Origin of the sequence: Streptomyces sp. S465, assembly GCF_026898115.1 — a bacterium.
In the GTDB taxonomy this organism is placed as follows: domain Bacteria; phylum Actinomycetota; class Actinomycetes; order Streptomycetales; family Streptomycetaceae; genus Streptomyces; species Streptomyces luomodiensis.
The window spans coordinates 7,777,698-7,792,247 of sequence record NZ_CP114036.1 but is presented as its reverse complement, the minus strand read 5'-3'; the positions used below and the strand labels follow the sequence as shown (position 1 = coordinate 7,792,247).

Annotated in this window: 13 protein-coding genes; 1 reads left to right on the top strand and 12 read right to left on the bottom strand. The window is 71.4% G+C overall.

Annotated elements, in window-relative coordinates; all coding sequences use genetic code 11:
- Positions 1-115: 115 nt before the first annotated feature.
- The 8 genes from pyrF to pyrR form a co-directional block, all read right to left on the bottom strand.
- A complete protein-coding gene (gene pyrF / locus N6H00_RS33100) occupies positions 116-973 on the bottom strand; it encodes an orotidine-5'-phosphate decarboxylase (protein WP_268975505.1) in 858 nt (285 codons plus the stop codon).
- A gap of 66 nt (positions 974-1,039) precedes the next feature.
- Positions 1,040-2,140: a quinone-dependent dihydroorotate dehydrogenase gene (locus N6H00_RS33095; RefSeq protein ID WP_268975504.1), complete on the bottom strand. Its 1,101-nt coding sequence runs from the start codon at positions 2,138-2,140 to the stop codon at positions 1,040-1,042.
- Between the two features lie 87 nt (positions 2,141-2,227).
- Positions 2,228-5,539 (bottom strand): carbamoyl-phosphate synthase large subunit, encoded by a 3,312-nt coding sequence (gene carB, locus N6H00_RS33090; protein WP_268975503.1) that lies wholly within the window; start codon positions 5,537-5,539, stop codon positions 2,228-2,230.
- On the bottom strand, positions 5,532-6,671 hold the full coding sequence (gene carA / locus N6H00_RS33085) for a glutamine-hydrolyzing carbamoyl-phosphate synthase small subunit (RefSeq protein ID WP_268975502.1): 1,140 nt from the start codon (positions 6,669-6,671) through the stop codon (positions 5,532-5,534). Before carA ends, carB begins: the two co-directional genes overlap by 8 nt.
- On the bottom strand, positions 6,668-7,384 hold the full coding sequence (locus tag N6H00_RS33080) for a PH-like domain-containing protein (RefSeq protein WP_268975500.1): 717 nt from the start codon (positions 7,382-7,384) through the stop codon (positions 6,668-6,670). Before N6H00_RS33080 ends, carA begins: the two co-directional genes overlap by 4 nt.
- Positions 7,381-8,676, bottom strand: coding sequence for a dihydroorotase (locus N6H00_RS33075; protein WP_268975498.1), 1,296 nt, complete (start codon positions 8,674-8,676; stop codon positions 7,381-7,383). Before N6H00_RS33075 ends, N6H00_RS33080 begins: the two co-directional genes overlap by 4 nt.
- A gap of 2 nt (positions 8,677-8,678) precedes the next feature.
- The gene (locus N6H00_RS33070; RefSeq protein WP_268975496.1) at positions 8,679-9,656 is read right to left on the bottom strand and encodes an aspartate carbamoyltransferase catalytic subunit; all 978 of its coding nucleotides are present in this window, start codon (positions 9,654-9,656) and stop codon (positions 8,679-8,681) included.
- Positions 9,657-9,796: 140 nt separating this feature from the next.
- The gene (gene pyrR, locus N6H00_RS33065; protein ID WP_268975495.1) at positions 9,797-10,378 is read right to left on the bottom strand and encodes a bifunctional pyr operon transcriptional regulator/uracil phosphoribosyltransferase PyrR; all 582 of its coding nucleotides are present in this window, start codon (positions 10,376-10,378) and stop codon (positions 9,797-9,799) included.
- A gap of 222 nt (positions 10,379-10,600) precedes the next feature.
- Here pyrR and bldD point away from each other — a divergent pair, with 222 nt between their 5' ends.
- Positions 10,601-11,101, top strand: a complete 501-nt coding sequence (gene bldD, locus N6H00_RS33060) for a transcriptional regulator BldD (RefSeq protein ID WP_014056259.1) — start codon at positions 10,601-10,603, stop codon at positions 11,099-11,101.
- Positions 11,102-11,277: 176 nt separating this feature from the next.
- Here bldD and nusB read toward each other — a convergent pair whose 3' ends face one another.
- From nusB to N6H00_RS33040, 4 genes are all read right to left on the bottom strand, one after another.
- Positions 11,278-11,721 carry a transcription antitermination factor NusB gene (gene nusB, locus N6H00_RS33055; RefSeq protein ID WP_268975494.1) on the bottom strand — a complete coding sequence of 148 codons (444 nt, stop codon included), beginning with the start codon at positions 11,719-11,721 and terminating at the stop codon, positions 11,278-11,280.
- Between the two features lie 2 nt (positions 11,722-11,723).
- Positions 11,724-12,290 carry an elongation factor P gene (efp, locus tag N6H00_RS33050; protein ID WP_037951647.1) on the bottom strand — a complete coding sequence of 189 codons (567 nt, stop codon included), beginning with the start codon at positions 12,288-12,290 and terminating at the stop codon, positions 11,724-11,726.
- 106 nt (positions 12,291-12,396) lie between these two features.
- Positions 12,397-13,512 carry a M24 family metallopeptidase gene (locus N6H00_RS33045; RefSeq protein WP_268975493.1) on the bottom strand — a complete coding sequence of 372 codons (1,116 nt, stop codon included), beginning with the start codon at positions 13,510-13,512 and terminating at the stop codon, positions 12,397-12,399.
- Positions 13,513-13,572: 60 nt separating this feature from the next.
- Complete coding sequence (locus tag N6H00_RS33040; RefSeq protein WP_268975492.1) at positions 13,573-14,454, bottom strand: Pro-rich N-terminal domain-containing protein; 882 nt, start codon at positions 14,452-14,454, stop codon at positions 13,573-13,575.
- Positions 14,455-14,550 lie beyond the last annotated feature (96 nt).

The following is a 14,550-nucleotide window of genomic DNA, read 5'->3' as shown; positions in this document are numbered from 1 at the left end:
AGCGCGTTCGCTCTCGTCGGAGACTAGCGGCCCATTCCGCTCCAGTCAGCGAGAACAGATGAAAAGTCCTGGTCAGACTCGCTCGACTCGGACATTTAGGAGCAAACCAACCCGGTTATTCGGCCACGGCACGCACTTCATCGGCCATTCGCGAGGCCGCCTCGACCAGCGCCGCGGCATCCGGACCGTGCCGGAGCACCCCCCGGCTGACGCTTGGAACGACGTTCCGGACCGCCGGGCCGAAGACCGCGGGAAGGTCGGCGGGGGTCGCGCCCTGGGCGCCGATGCCGGGGGCCAGCAACGGCCCGTCGATCGCCAGCTCGGCGCCCGCCTCCCGGGCCGCCCCGCCCAGCGTCGCGCCGACGACCGCGCCGTACGAGCCGAGGCGGCCCTCGGCGGCCTCGGCGGCGTTCTCGGCCTTGAGCGCGGCCAGCACCGAGGCGGCCACGGTCGCCCCGCCGGGCCGCACCGCGTGCTGCACCTCGGCGCCCTCCGGGTTGGAGGTCAGGGCCAGCACGAAGACGCCCGCCCCGGCGGCCCGCGCCGCGTCCAGCGCCGGGCGCAGCGAGCCGAAGCCCAGGTAGGGGCTGACGGTGACGGCGTCCGAGAACAACGGACCGGAGGGGTCCAGGTAGGCGGAGGCGTACGCGGCCATGGTCGACCCGATGTCGCCGCGCTTGGCGTCCATCAGCACCAGCGCTCCGGCGGCGCGCGCGTCGGCGACGGCCCGCTCCAGCACCGCGATACCGCGTGAGCCGAACCGCTCGAAGAAGGCCGACTGCGGCTTGAGGACGGCGACCCGCTCGGCGAGGGCGTCCACGACGGTCCGGGTGAACCGCTCCAGACCCGCCACATCGTCCCCCAGGCCCCAGTCGGCGAGGAGGGAGGCGTGCGGGTCGATGCCGACGCACAGGGGGCCGCGGTCGTCCATGGCGGCGCGCAGGCGGGCGCCGAACGGGGTGGGGCTGGTCATCGGTGTCTCCTCGGGATGCGGGCCCGTCCGCACCGCTGCGTTGTCGGGTAGGGCCGGTGGGCGGGTTTACGCGGTGGCCTCGGCGCCGACGGCCTCGGCGAGGGTGGCGTACGGGCTCAGCTCCAGCCGGGCCGCCAGGCCGTGATGGATCTCACGGCACCAGAACGGGCCCCGGTAGATGAAGCCGCTGTAGCCCTGCACCAGCGTGGCACCGGCCAGGATCCGCTCCCAGACGTCGTCCGCGGTCTCGATCCCGCCCACCCCGACCAGGGTCAGCCGGTCCCCCACCCGGGCGTACAGGCGGCGCAGCACCTGAAGGGAGCGCGCCTTCAGGGGGGCGCCGGACAGGCCGCCGGTCTCGGCGGTGAGCCGCGCGGGGGAGGTGAGGCCGAGGCCGTCCCGCGCGATCGTGGTGTTCGTGGCGATGATGCCGTCCAGGCCGAGCTCGACCGCGAGATCGGCGACCGCGTCCACGTCCTCGTCGGCGAGGTCCGGCGCGATTTTGACCAGAAGGGGCACCCGGCGGCCGGTGACCGTGCGGTCGGCGGCCTCGCGGACCGCGGTCAGCAGCGGCCGCAGCTGGTCCACGGCCTGGAGATTCCGCAGTCCGGGGGTATTGGGCGAGGAGACGTTGACGACGAGGTAGTCGGCGTGGGCGGCGAGCCGCTCGGCGGAGGTCACATAGTCGGCGACGGCCTCCGCCTCCGGGACGACCTTGGTCTTGCCGATGTTGACGCCGACCGTCGTACGGAAGGCCGGGCGCCGGGCCGCGAGCCGGGCCGCGACCGCCGCCGAGCCCTCGTTGTTGAACCCCATCCGGTTGATCAGGGCGCGGTCGGCGACCAGCCGGAAGAGCCGCCGCTTGGGGTTGCCGGGCTGCGGCTGGGCGGTGACCGTGCCGATCTCGACATGGTCGAAGCCCAGCATGGCCATGCCGTCGATACCGGCGGCGTTCTTGTCGAATCCGGCGGCGAGCCCGAAGGGCCCGTGCATCCGCAGACCCAGCGCCTCGGTGCGCAGCGCCTTGTGGCGGGGGGCGAGGACGGCGGCGGCGAAGGTGCGCAGGACCGGGATGCGGGCGGCCAGCCGGATCCAGGAGAAGGCCAGGTGGTGTGCCTTCTCCGGGTCCATCCGCCGGAAGACCAGGTGGAACAGGAGCGCGTACATGAGGGGCTTTCTGGGCGCGGGCGAGAGGTGGGCTCATGGAGTGGGCTCATGAAGAGGGGGACACCGGCCGGTGTCCCCCTCCTCGCCTCACTCCTCGCGGGCGGCGGTCAGATGTTCCGCGTGTTCCTGGAGCGATCGGACGCCGACCGAGCCCCGGCCCAGCGCCTCGATGCCCTGGACGGCGGCCGCGAGCGCCTGGACGGTGGTCAGGCACGGGACGCCGCGGGCGACGGACGCCGTACGGATGTCATAGCCGTCGAGGCGGCCGCCGGTGCCGTACGGGGTGTTGACGATCAGGTCGACCTCGCCGTCGTGGATGAGCTGGACGATGGTCTTCTCCCCGTTCGGGCCCTCGCCCTCGCAGTGCTTGCGCACCACGGTCGCGTTGATGCCGTTGCGCTTGAGCACCTCGGCGGTGCCCGAGGTGGCCAGCAGCTCGAAGCCGAGGCCGACCAGCTCCCGGGCGGGGAAGATCATCGAGCGCTTGTCGCGGTTGGCGACGGAGACGAACGCCCGCCCCTTGGTCGGCAGCGCGCCGTACGCCCCGGCCTGCGACTTGGCGTAGGCCGCGCCGAAGACCGAGTCGATGCCCATGACCTCACCGGTCGAGCGCATCTCCGGGCCGAGGACGGTGTCCACCCCGTGCCCGGAGGCGTCCCGGAACCGGCTCCACGGCATCACGGCCTCCTTGACGGAGATCGGCGCGTCCAGCGGCAGCGTGCCGCCGTCGCCGCTGGAGGGCAGCAGCCCCTCGGCGCGCAGCTCGGCGATGGTGGCGCCCAGCGAGATCCGGGCGGCGGCCTTGGCCAGCGGGACCGCGGTGGCCTTGGAGGTGAAGGGGACGGTACGGGAGGCGCGCGGGTTCGCCTCCAGTACGTAGAGGATGTCCCCGGCCAGCGCGAACTGGATGTTGATCAGCCCGCGGACGCCCACCCCGCGGGCGATGGCCTCGGTCGAGGTGCGCAGCCGCTTGATGTCGAAACCGCCGAGGGTGATCGGGGGCAGGGCGCAGGCCGAGTCGCCGGAGTGGATCCCGGCCTCCTCGATGTGCTCCATGACGCCGCCGAGGTAGAGCTCCTGGCCGTCGTAGAGCGCGTCCACGTCGATCTCTATGGCGTCGTCGAGGAAGCGGTCGATGAGCACCGGGTGCTCGGAGATCAGCCCGGCGTGCCGCTCCAGGTACGCGGCGAGCGAGGGCTCGTCGTAGACGATCTCCATGCCGCGGCCGCCGAGGACGTAGGAGGGACGGACCATGACCGGGTAGCCGATCTCGGCCGCGATGCCCTTGGCCTGCTCGAAGGAGAAGGCGGTGCCGTACTTGGGCGCGGGCAGCCCGGCCTCGGTCAGCACCCGGCCGAAGGCGCCGCGCTCCTCGGCGAGGTTGATCGCCTCGGGCGAGGTGCCGACGATCGGCACTCCGTTGTCCTTGAGCGCCTGGGCGAGGCCCAGCGGGGTCTGGCCGCCGAGCTGGACGATGACGCCCGCGACCGGGCCGGCCTGCGTCTCCGCGTGGACGATCTCCAGGACGTCCTCCAGGGTGAGCGGCTCGAAGTAGAGCCGGTCGGAGGTGTCGTAGTCGGTGGAGACGGTCTCCGGGTTGCAGTTGACCATGACGGTCTCATAGCCCGCGTCGTGCAGCGCGAAGGAGGCGTGGACGCAGGAGTAGTCGAACTCGATGCCCTGGCCGATGCGGTTGGGGCCCGAGCCGAGGATGATCACCGCGGGGTTCTCGCGCGGGGCGACCTCGGACTCCTCGTCGTAGGCGGAGTAGAAGTACGGGGTCCTGGCGGCGAACTCGGCGGCGCAGGTGTCGACCGTCTTGTAGACGGGCCGGATGCCCAGCGCGTGCCGCACCTCGCGGACCACGTCCTCGCGCAGCGAGCGGATGCCGGCGATCTGGGCGTCGGAGAAGCCGTGCCGCTTGGCCTCGGCGAGCAGCTCGGGGTGGAGCTTGTCGGCGGCGGCGAGCTCGTCCGCGATCTCCTTGATCAGGAAGAGCTGGTCCACGAACCACGGGTCGATCCTGGTGGCGTCGAAGACCTCCTGCGGGGTGGCCCCGGCGCGGATCGCCCGCATCACGGTGTTGATCCGGCCGTCGGTCGGGACGACGGCCTGGGCCAGCAGCTCGGCCTTGTCACCGGGCTCCCCGCTGAAGTCGAACTGGCTGCCCTTCTTCTCCAGCGAGCGCAGCGCCTTCTGGAGCGCCTCGGTGAAGTTGCGGCCGATGGCCATGGCCTCGCCGACCGACTTCATGGTGGTGGTGAGCCGGGGGTCGGCGGCCGGGAACTTCTCGAAGGCGAAGCGGGGCACCTTGACCACGACGTAGTCGAGCGTGGGCTCGAAGGACGCCGGGGTCTCCTGGGTGATGTCGTTGGGGATCTCGTCCAGGGTGTAGCCCACGGCCAGCTTCGCGGCGATCTTGGCGATGGGGAAGCCGGTGGCCTTGGAGGCGAGCGCCGAGGAGCGGGAGACGCGCGGGTTCATCTCGATGACGATGACCCGGCCGTCCTCGGGGTTGACCGCGAACTGGATGTTGCAGCCGCCGGTGTCGACGCCGACCTCGCGGATGACGGCGATGCCGATGTCCCGCAGGGTCTGGTACTCGCGGTCGGTGAGCGTCATCGCCGGGGCGACGGTGATCGAGTCACCGGTGTGCACGCCCATGGGGTCGAAGTTCTCGATGGAGCAGACGACCACGACGTTGTCGTTGCGGTCGCGCATCAGCTCCAGCTCGTACTCCTTCCAGCCGAGGATGGACTCCTCCAGGAGCACCTCGGTGGTCGGCGAGAGGGCCAGGCCCTGGCCGGCGATACGGCGCAGCTCGTCCTCGTCGTGGGCGAAGCCGGAGCCCGCGCCGCCCATGGTGAAGGAGGGGCGGACCACGACGGGGTAGCCGCCGAGCTGCTCGACGCCCGCGAGGACGTCGTCCATGGAGTGGCAGATGACCGAGCGGGCGGACTCGCCGTGGCCGATCTTCTTGCGGACCTCCTCCACGACCTCCTTGAACTGGTCCCGGTCCTCGCCCTTGTGGATCGCCTCGACGTTGGCACCGATCAGCTCGACGCCGTACTCCTCGAGGGTGCCCGCCTCGTGCAGGGAGATCGCGGTGTTGAGCGCGGTCTGGCCGCCGAGGGTGGGCAGCAGCGCGTCCGGGCGCTCCTTGGCGATGATCTTCTCGACGTACTCCGGGGTGATCGGCTCGACATAGGTGGCGTCGGCGATCTCCGGGTCGGTCATGATCGTGGCCGGGTTGGAGTTGACCAGGATGACCCGCAGGCCCTCGGACTTCAGGACCCGGCACGCCTGGGTGCCGGAGTAGTCGAACTCGGCGGCCTGGCCGATGACGATCGGGCCGGAGCCGATGACCAGAACGGACTGGATGTCGGTGCGCTTAGGCACGCTGGCCCTCCATCAGGGACACGAAGCGGTCGAACAGGTACGCGGCGTCATGCGGACCGGCGGCGGCTTCGGGGTGGTACTGGACGCTGAACGCGGGGCGGTCGAGCAGCCGCAGCCCCTCGACGACGTTGTCGTTGAGGCAGACGTGGGAGACCTCGGCGCGGCCGTAGGGGGTGTCGGACGGCGCGTCGAGCGGGGCGTCCACGGCGAAGCCGTGGTTGTGGGCGGTGACCTCCACCTTTCCGGTGGTGCGGTCCTGCACCGGCTGGTTGATCCCGCGGTGCCCGTACTTCAGCTTGTAGGTGCCGAAGCCGAGCGCCCGGCCGAGGATCTGGTTGCCGAAGCAGATGCCGAACAGCGGTGTGGAGCGCTCCAGCACGGCCCGCATCAGGGAGACGGGGTGGTCGGCGGTGGCCGGGTCACCCGGCCCGTTGGAGAAGAACACCCCGTCCGGGCCGACCGCGTAGACGTCCTCGACCGTCGCGGTCGCGGGCAGGACGTGGACCTCGATGCCGCGCTCGGCCATCCGGTGCGGGGTCATGCCCTTGATGCCCAGGTCGATCGCGGCGACGGTGAACTTCTTGGTGCCGATCGCGGGGACCACGTAGGGCTCGCCGGTGGCCACCTCGCCGCTCAGGTCGGCGCCCTTCATCTGCGGGACGGTGCGCACCTTGGCCAGCAGCGCGGCCTCGTCGCCGAGTGCCTCGCCGGAGAAGATGCCGACGCGCATGGCGCCGCGCTCCCGCAGATGGCGGGTGAGGGCGCGGGTGTCGATGCCGCTGATGCCGACGACGCCCTGGGCGGCCAGCTCCTCGTCGAGCGAGCGGCGGGAGCGCCAGTTGGAGGGCGTGCGGGCCGGATCGCGCACCACATAGCCGGAGACCCAGATCCGCTGGGACTCCGGGTCCTCGTCGTTGACGCCGGTGTTCCCGATGTGCGGGGCGGTCATCACGACGACCTGGCGGTGGTAGGAGGGGTCGGTCAGGGTCTCCTGGTAGCCGGTCATTCCGGTGGAGAACACGGCCTCGCCGAAGGTCTCCCCCACGGCCCCATAGGCCCGGCCGCGGAAGGTGCGGCCGTCCTCCAGGACGAGTACGGCGGGGGCGCTGGCCCCCCGGGTGGAGGTCGTCATCGTGCGGCGCCTTCCGTCTGGTTGCTCGGGTTGTTCTGGTTGTCCGGGGTGTTCTGGTCGCCCGGGGCGTTCTGGCTGCTCGGGGCCTTCTCGTCGCTCGCGCTCAGGGAGGTGAGTGCGTCGACCCAGGCCGGGTGCTCGGCCGCGCGATCGGACCGGAAGCCCGAGTCGATCAGCTTCTCGCCCAGCCGCCAGGTGATCACCAGCAGTCCGCCCTCGGCGAGGACCTTGCCGGCGATGCCCTTGTCGAGCCGGGCGCCGCGCAGCTCGGCGGCGGGGATGAAGAAGTCCCTGGCGCCCGGCCGCACCACGCTCACGCCCCGGTCGGTGAGGGTGAGCTCGGCCCGGCTGCGGGTGCCGAGGCCCTGGGCGACGATCCGGTCCAGCCACTGCCCGGCGGTGGTGGAGCCGTGGTAGCGGCCGCTGAGTGTAAGGGGTTTATGTCCTTTGAGGGTGGTGGTGGGCGACGGGTGGGCGAGCACGGCCTCACCGGGCTCGTCGGGGGCCGCGGGCAGCTCGGGGAGGTCGCCCTGGAGGGTGCCGCGCCACTTCCAGCCCTCGCGCATCAGCCAGTAGACGAGCGCGATGACCAGCAGCAGCCCGACGACCCAGCCGAGCCGCGCCGCCCAGTCCGTCACTTCCTGCGATTTCTGCTCGGCCGCGAGGCTCGCGAAGTGCGCGAGGCCCGCCACCGGATGACTCGGAGATGTCACGCCAGCTTCCCGTCCACAACCGTCGCCCGCCCCCGCAGGAACGTGTACGTCACGCGGCCCGGCAGTTCGCGGCCCTCGTAGGGAGTGTTGCGGCTGCGGGAGGCGAAGCCCGCGGGGTTCACCACACCACGGTAAGCGGAGTCGAGCAGGGTGAGGTTGGCGGGCTCCCCGGCGGCGACGGGGCGGCCGTGGCCGGCCAGGCGGCCGATGGCCGAGGGACGTACCGACATCCGGTCGGCGACGCCCGCCCAGTCCAGCAGCCCGGTGTCCACCATGGTGTGCTGGACCACGGACAGCGCCGTCTCCAGGCCCACCATGCCCATGGCCGCGGCGCCCCACTCGCAGTCCTTGTCCTCGTGCGGATGCGGGGCGTGGTCGGTGGCCACGCAGTCGATGGTGCCGTCGGCGAGGGCCTCGCGCAGCGCCATCACGTCGGCCTCGGTACGCAGTGGCGGGTTCACCTTGTAGACCGGGTTGTAGGAGCGCACCAGCTCATCGGTGAGCAGCAGATGGTGCGGGGTGACCTCGGCGGTGACGTGCCAGCCCTTGGACTTGGCCCAGCGGACGATCTCGACCGAGCCCGCGGTGGACAGATGGCAGATGTGCACCCGGGAGCCGACGTGCGCGGCGAGCAGCACATCACGGGCGATGATCGACTCCTCGGCGACGGCCGGCCAGCCGCCCAGGCCCAGCTCGGCGGAGACGACGCCCTCGTTCATCTGGGCGCCCTCGGTCAGCCGGGGCTCCTGGGCGTGCTGGGCGATGACGCCGTCGAACGCCTTCACGTACTCCAGTGCCCGGCGCATGATCACCGCGTCGTCCACGCACTTGCCGTCGTCGGAGAAGACCCGCACCCCGGCGGCGGAGTCGTGCATCGCGCCCAGCTCGGCGAGCTTCTTGCCCGCCAGTCCGACGGTCACCGCGCCGACGGGCTGGACGTCGCAGTAGCCGGATTCCCTGCCCAGCCGCCAGACCTGCTCGACGACGCCCGCGGTGTCCGCGACCGGGAAGGTGTTGGCCATGGCGTGGACCGCGGTGAAGCCGCCGACGGCGGCGGCCCTGGTGCCGGTCAGGACCGTCTCGGAGTCCTCACGGCCGGGCTCGCGCAGATGGGTGTGGAGGTCGACCAGGCCCGGCAGCAGGATCTGCCCGGTGGCGTCGATCACGGTGGCGCCGTCCGCGTCCAGGCCGGAGCCGACCGCGGCGATGCGCTCCCCCTCGATCAGGACGTCCCGCGGCTCACCGCCGAGCACCTTCGCGCCGCGCAGCAGCGTCTTGTTCGTGTCGCTCATGGTCACTTGCTCTCCTCGGTGCGGGCGGCGACGGCGGACTCGTTCCCGCCGAGCAGCAGATACAGGACGGCCATGCGGATCGAGACGCCGTTGGCGACCTGCTCGACGGCGGTGCAGCGGTCGGAGTCCGCGACCTCAGCGGTGATCTCCATGCCGCGGTTCATGGGGCCGGGGTGCATCACGATGGCGTGTTCCGGCATCCGCGCCATACGCTCGCCGTCCAGGCCGTAGCGGCGGGCGTACTCCCGCTCGGTGGGGAAGAACGCGGCGTTCATGCGCTCGCGCTGGACGCGCAGCATCATCACGGCGTCGGACTTGCCGACCACCGAGTCCAGGTCGTAGGCGACCTCGCAGGGCCAGCTCTCCACGCCGAAGGGGACCAGCGTCGGCGGGGCGACCAGCGTGACCTCGGCGCCCAGGGTGGACAGCAGATGGACGTTGGAGCGGGCCACCCGGCTGTGCAGCACGTCGCCGACGATCGTGATCCGGCGCCCGGCCAGGTCCTGTCCGACGCCGGAGCCCTCCGGGCTCAGGTGGCGGCGCATGGTGAAGGCGTCGAGCAGCGCCTGGGTGGGGTGCTCATGGGTGCCGTCGCCCGCGTTCACCACGGCGCCGTTGATCCAGCCGGAGGTGGCGAGCCGGTGCGGGGCGCCGGAGGCGTGGTGGCGGATCACGACGGCGTCGGCGCCCATCGCCTCCAGGGTGAGCGCGGTGTCCTTCAGGGACTCGCCCTTGGAGACCGAGGAGCCCTTGGCGGAGAAGTTGATCACGTCGGCGGACAGCCGCTTGGCGGCCGCCTCGAAGGAGATGCGGGTACGGGTCGAGTCCTCGAAGAAGAGGTTGACGACGGTACGGCCGCGCAGGGTCGGCAGTTTCTTGATCGGCCGGTCGGCGAGCCGGGCCAGTTCCTCGGCGGTGTCCAGGATCAGGACGGCGTCGTCGCGCGAGAGGTCGGCGGCCGAGATGAGGTGGCGCTTCATCCGGTTGCTCCGTGGGTGACAGAAGAGGTGCGGGCATGCGGGCGGGCAGGCGCGGGGACCGGTGTCCTACGGGCACCGGTGGTCCGTCCGGGCGGGTGCCCCGGGATCGCCGGGGCTCTCCTCGCCGTCGGGGTGGGGCGCTACTTCCCGTCCGCGGGGGTGGTCGCGCGCAGCCCGAGGAGCACGCTGTCGCGGCCGTCCTCCTCGGTGAGCTGGACCTTGACCGTCTCCCGCAGCGACGTGGGGAGGTTCTTGCCGACGTAGTCGGCGCGGATCGGCAGTTCCCGGTGACCGCGGTCGACGAGGACCGCCAGCTGGACCGCGCGCGGTCGCCCGATGTCACCGAGGGCGTCCAGCGCGGCACGGATGGTGCGGCCGGAGAAGAGCACATCGTCGACGAGGACCACCAGACGGCCGTCGATGCCGTCGTCGGGGATCTCGGTGCGGGCGAGTGCGCGGGCCGGGCGCAGCCTCAGGTCGTCGCGGTACATCGTGATGTCCAGCGAGCCGACCGGAATCCGGCCGGGCCTGCCGGTGATCTCTTCGAGCCGGGCGGCCAGCCGCCGGGCGAGAAAGACACCACGGGTGGGAATGCCGAGCAGCACCACGTCATCGGCGCCCTTGGCGCGCTCGACGATCTCGTGGGCGATGCGGGTCAGAACGCGCGCGATATCCGGTGCTTCCAGCACGGAGCGCGCGGCGTCCGAGGTGTGTGCGTCCATACGAAACGGACCTCCTTCTCCGCCTCACGGGACGGACCTTAAAGGACGGTCGGATTTGCGCCATTCACACTAGCAGGGGCAGCGAGTGCCCCCGTCAACGCCCCTGGCCGGAGCCCCTCCGCTCCGTTCGGCTTGACGAATGGAAATTACGCTGCGTAACCTCACAGTGAGTGACCAGCCGCGCGGTGAAGCCGCACGTCGATACAGCGTCCGGGGAGCTTTATGTCCAGCGAATACGCCAAACAGCTCGGGGCCAAGCTCCGCGCCATCCGCACCCAGCAGGGCCTCTCCCTCCACGGTGTCGAGGAGAAGTCCCAGGGCCGCTGGAAGGCCGTGGTGGTGGGGTCGTACGAGCGCGGTGACCGTGCCGTGACCGTGCAGCGTCTCGCCGAGCTGGCCGACTTCTACGGCGTCCCGGTGCAGGAGCTGCTTCCGGGCACGAGCCCGGCCGGGGCCGCGGAGCCCCCGCCGAAGCTGGTACTGGACCTGGAGCGGCTGGCACATGTGCCGGTCGAGAAGGCGGGCCCGCTCCAGCGGTACGCCGCGACGATCCAGAGCCAGCGTGGTGACTACAACGGCAAGGTGCTCTCCATCCGCCAGGACGATCTGCGCACCCTCGCCGTCATCTACGACCAGTCGCCGTCCGTGCTGACCGAGCAGCTGATCAGCTGGGGCGTGCTGGGCGCCGACGCCCGCCGCGCGGTCCAGCACGAGGACGTCTGAGTCGTTCTCACCCCTCTGCATCGGCTTTCTCCAGCAGCAGAAACGTGCCGCCGGTGGCGGTGGGACCCTTATGGGTCTCCATCGCCACCGGCGGCTTTGTCATGCTCAGTCGCGCTTCGTCGGTGATGACAGGCTCGTGCGGCGTCCGGCCTCCGGCCCAGCGGTCCGGCGCGGGGTTATGCCTGGTGCTCCTGATCGCGGCGCAGACTCGGCTTCAGCTCCTTGATACGGCCCAGCAGACCGTTGACGAAGGCCGGCGAGTCATCGGTGGAGAACTCCTTGGCGAGCTGCACCGCCTCGTCGATCACCACCGCGTCCGGGGTCGCGTCCTCCCACACCAGCTCATACGTGCCCAGCCGCAGCAGGTTCCGGTCGACGACCGGCATCCGGTCCAGCGTCCAGCCCACCGCATAGGTGGCGATCAGCTCGTCGATCCGCCCGATGTGCTGGGCGTACCCCTCGACGAGCTGCATCGTGTATTCGCTGACCGGCGGCTGCCGGTCGTCGGTCCGGGCGTGCCGGATCCAGTCCGCGAGCACCGTCTGCACGGAGCTGCCGCGCTGATCGGCCTCGAAGAGGATCTGGAAGGCACGCTTACGGGCCTTGTTGCGGGCAGCCACGGTTAGTTGTTCACCCGACCGAGGTACTCACCGGAGCGGGTGTCGACCTTGATCTTCTCACCGGTGGTGATGAACAGCGGCACACCGATCTCGTAGCCGGTCTCCAGCTTGGCGGGCTTGGTGCCGCCGGTGGAGCGGTCGCCCTGGACACCCGGCTCGGTGTACTCGATCACCAGCTCGACGGCGGCGGGCAGCTCGACGTACAGCGGGTTGCCCTCGTACATCGCCACGACGGCCTCGAACCCCTCGAGCAGGTAGCGGGCGTTGTCTCCGACGACCTCGGGGGTGATGTAGATCTGGTCGAAGGTGTCCATATCCATGAACACAAAGCTCTCGCCGTCCTTGTACGAGAACTGCATGCCGCGCTTGTCGACATTGGCCGTCTCGACCTTCACGCCGGCGTTGAAGGTCTTGTCGACCACCTTGCCGGACAGCACGTTCTTGAGCTTGGTGCGCACGAAAGCAGGGCCCTTGCCGGGCTTGACGTGCTGGAACTCGACGACGGACCACAGCTGGCCGCCGTCGAGCTTGAGCACCATGCCGTTCTTGAGGTCGTTCGTGGATGCCACGGTTGCGGGATCTCCTGGACTGCGCTGGCGGAGACCGAAGAGATGCCACGCGCCGTTCGCAGGCCGAAGCCGAAGCGTAAGGCCGTAGCCAAGCCGCGGCCGAAGCCTAGAGCGCGAGCAGCTCTTTGGTCGTGATGGTGAGTAGCTCGGGTCCGCCGTCCGCCTCGGGGCGAACGACGAGCGTGTCGTCGATCCGGACACCGCCCCGGCCCGGGAGGTGGACCCCCGGCTCGACGGTGACCGGCACACAAGCGTCCAGTTTACCCATGGCAGAGGGTGTGAGCCGAGGGTCCTCCCGGATTTCCAGGCCCACGCCGTGTCCAGTACACGGTTCCAGCGCGTCTTTGTAGCCCGCCGCGTCCAGCACCTGACGGGTCACCCGGTCCACATCCCGGTACGCCCGGCCCGGCAGCAGCGCCTCCCGCCCGGCCCGCTGGGCGGCGAAGACGACGTCGTACAGCTCAACCTGCCAGTCCGCGGGCGAGGGTCCGACGACGAAGGTACGGCCCACTTGGCAGCGGTAGCCGCGGTAGTCGGCACCGAGACAGATGGTGAGGAAGTCGCCCTCCTCGACCCGCCGGTCGGTGGGCAGATGGCCGGGGCGTCCCGCGTGGGGCCCCGCCGCGACGACGGTGGGGAAGGCCGGGCCGTCCGCGCCGTGGTCCACCAGCCGGCGCTCCAGCTCCAGCGCCAGATGCCGCTCGGTGCGGCCCACCAGGATCGACTCCAGCAGCTCGCCGAGCGCCTGGTCGGCGAGCTCCCCGGCGATCCGCATACAGGCGATCTCCTCGTCGTCCTTGACGATCCGCAGCTGTTCCACGGCCCGGCCCAGATCGGCGAGGCGGACCCGGGGGGCCGCGGCGCCGAGCGCCCGATGGCGGGCGACGGTCAGATCGTGCTCCTCCACGGCCAGCGAGTCGGCACCGTCCGCCGCGGCCAGATCGGCGGCGGCCACCGCCGGATCGCGGTCCGCCCCGGGCAGGACGAGCAGCCGCGGCTCCTCCGGACGCGGAGGGAGGGAGGAGGGGAGCGGTGAGGTGAACGGGACGTCGGCGGCCACCAGCACGTCCTGGACGGGGCCCAGCAACAGCACGGCCCCGGGCGGCACCTCGCCGCACAGATAGCGCACATTGGCGGGCCGGGACACGACCGCCGCCGCGCTCCCGGCCGCGGTGCACTGATCGCGCAGACGGGCGCGTCGGGCCGCGTACACCTCGGACATGTTCCCGAGCCTACGCACGCCCGGCGGGCACGGCCGGTCGAACGGGGCCGGACGGGGGTCCTACCAGCTGGGCGGGCTCGCGATGGAGCGGGCGACCACCTCGTCGAGCATGCGGGCCGTGGTCTCCACGTCATAGGTGGAGTTGTCGATGATCGGCAGACCGGAGCCGTACCACCCCGCCATCCGGCCGTGGATCCGCGCCACCTCCTCGTCGCTGAGGCGGCGGTTGCCGGTGCGGGCCGCGTTCCGCTCCAGCACGATCTCCAGGCCCGGCAGCACCACCACCGGCAGCAGCCCGGGGCCTACATGGCGCTTCCAGCCGCCGAGGCCGACGACCGGGCGGTCGGGGAAGACGGCGTCGTCGAGGATGCAGGAGATGCCGTTGGCCAGGAAGTTACGGGCGGCGAAGCCGCAGGTGCGGCGGGCGAGGCGATACTGCGCCTCGGAGTTCTCGTTCCACCCCGACTGGGGGTTGGCGAAACCGGACCGGACCCACTCCCGCACATCGTCCAGGCTGATGTGCGCGGTCGGCACCCGGCGGCGGTCGGCCCAGTAGCGCGCCACCGTCGTCTTGCCCGCCCCGGCCGGTCCGATCAGCAGCACCGCCACCGCCGCCTGCGAGGCGTCGGCGACCGTCGGGTCCGGCGAAGGGTGCGGCAGCGGCACCGGGCCGCCGGGCGGCAGCTGGACATGGCCGGTGGTGTTCACCGTCTCCAGCGGCGCCCCGGGGTGCGCGGGCGGGGCCGGTGGCGGCGACACCGGATGGTGCGCGGGCGGTGCGGGATGTCCGGGCATGGGAGGCGCGGGCGGTGCGGGGGGATTCGGATGGGGTCCCGGGTGATGGCTGGCACTCGCGCCCTGGGCCCAGCCCGCGCCCCGCGGCCCCGGGACCGGCCCCGGCTGGTGGGGCGGTGGCAGCGGAGCCCCCACTGCATGCTGCATCCGGTGGCACTCCGTCTCGTACAGGCAGTTCTCGTCCGACAACTGTCACGTGCTGACACGGCGGTGAGGCCGCTCCCGTCGAACGGTACCTGCCCA